This is a genomic window from Synechococcus sp. OH2, assembly GCF_047462155.1.
Lineage (GTDB): Bacteria > Cyanobacteriota > Cyanobacteriia > Thermostichales > Thermostichaceae > Thermostichus.
The window spans coordinates 3,461-5,479 of sequence record NZ_JANSIR010000085.1 but is presented as its reverse complement, the minus strand read 5'-3'; the positions used below and the strand labels follow the sequence as shown (position 1 = coordinate 5,479).

Sequence of the window (2,019 nt, the reverse complement as noted above, 5' to 3'; positions counted from 1 at the left end):
GGCTCGGCTCTGGCCCTCTGGGGACTGACTCTGGCTTTGCAAGGACTGGCGCCCTCCAGTCAAGCCATCGATGTATGGATTTTGCAATGGCTGCGCCGTGCCAGCCCTTGGCCGGATCCCTTGGCTTGGGTGGGGTGGGGGTTAGGGCATCCGATTGGGCTGGTGAGCTTGACCGCCTGTGGATGGGTTTTGCTCTGGCGCAGCCAACAAAGACGAACGGCATGGGGGCTGTTGGTTGCAGCCTTAGGAGCTGCCGTGATTGCCGGGATCCTGCAGCCTACCTTTTCTCGCCCCCGACCAGATCTTTGGGATCCCATCCTGTTGGAGACAGGCCACAGCTTTCCCAGTGGACAGGTCATCGCAGCAACGGCAATCTACGGCCTTTTAGGCTATCTGCTGGCAAGGTATTATCCTGCTCAGCGGCGCTGGATCGGTGGAGGAGTGCTGGGGATCCTAGTCCTCATTGGTTTCAGCCGGGCCTACTTGGGGTTGAATTGGCCCAGCGATCTGCTGGCGGGATATAGCCTGGGGGCTTTGTGGTTAATTTTTTGCATCACCCTTCTGCGGATTCAGTGGATGCGCCAGACGGATAGCCGCGGCCAAGCAAGGTAGTGCATAGGTGCAGAATCCTGAGGTTGCGATACACTACCCAGATATGGCCCTTTGTCCGTTAGTTGCAGCACCCGGATCCCTAGCCAAAAGCTTTTGGGATGGGTCGGTGGATCCCGGAAAAGGGCTGTTATCTCTTGTATCTCAGCACCCTAAATATCCTATGACTGCTACTTTTGCTCACACACCTTTGGCGCAAACCCTTCTGACCCGTCCTTCCTGGGTTCGGGATTTAATGCTGGTGTTGGGGGGAAGTTTGTTGGTAGCGGCACTGGCGCAGGTGCGGATCCCTTTGCCCTTTACCCCAGTACCCATCACCGGACAAACCTTCGGCGTGATGCTGGTGGGGGCAGGCTTTGGGGCAAGGCTGGGCTTTCTTGCCTTGCTGCTGTACCTGCTGGAGGGGCTTTTGGGGTTGCCCTTCTTCAACGGCGGCGGCTCTGGGCTCAGCCACTTAACCGGAGCGACAGGGGGCTACTTGCTGGCCTTTCCCTTGGCTGCAGGGCTGATGGGCTGGTTTGTGGAGCGCTGGGGGGTGGATCGCAGCCCTTGGAAGATGGCAGCGGCCATGCTCTCCTGCTCGGTTTTGATCTACGTCTTGGGAGCCACCTGGCTGGGGGTATGGCTGAACGAGAATGTCGGCCCCACTTCCGTCTTGGCCGTGCTCACCAAAGGCGTGTTCCCCTTTATCCCCGGCGATCTGCTGAAGTGTGTGCTGGCAGCAGCCCTGCTGCCCACCACTTGGCGCTGGCTGGGGCGGGAGAAGCCGACAGCGGATCCCAAGTCGTCCTCAAGCTAGGGCTTGCCCAACAGCAGCCTGATGGTGTAGGGCCAGCCTCCCAAAAATCTAAAAAAAAGATGATATCTACCGCAGTTTGGCCTTTTTTCTGAGATCCTAGGGACTGTGATCAAAACGGTGTTCAAAGCAACAGATTCAATGGAGCGCTTCTCTGTATCGCTCTAGGGTTTTATAAGTCGCTGACTGGTCGCGACAAGCCCCTTTATGGGGCTTTTTTTATCGGCTTCACAAAAAAGGTGAGATGAGGCCGACCCTGACTTGCTATAGTCAATTTAGCTTGATCGGTGGGAAGCCCCGCACTGTATGGGTAAATTGTGTTGACTCAAGAGCCAATTCAGTGTCGGGATAAAAGCCGTTTGTGCTTCAATTGAGGAGAACAAGTTAAATCGCTGGAAAGTTTCCCTGACTGGTTCCCGCCATGGGTCGCACGGTGGCAGCAGGCTGAGACCTCTGTACAAACAAGTCTATGAAGCGTGAAGCCTGTACTCTATCGGTGCGCGCAGCGGGGCGTAAGCCATGTTGTGTTGACTCAACGAATAGGCGGGTGGGGTTTTTAGTAGCCCTGAAGCTCGCTCACAAGAACTCCGTCCCGCCAACGCAAGTGGCAGCGT

Annotated in this window: 2 protein-coding genes; both read left to right on the top strand. The window is 56.5% G+C overall.

The window, feature by feature from the left end:
- Positions 1–612, top strand: a 612-nt coding sequence (locus NW835_RS07875; protein ID WP_414414980.1) for a phosphatase PAP2 family protein, incomplete at its 5' end; no start/stop codon positions are given.
- 160 nt (positions 613–772) lie between these two features.
- Entirely contained in the window at positions 773–1,408 is a 636-nt protein-coding gene (locus NW835_RS07870) for a biotin transporter BioY (RefSeq protein ID WP_414385774.1), read from the top strand.
- The last annotated feature ends 611 nt before the right edge of the window (positions 1,409–2,019 follow it).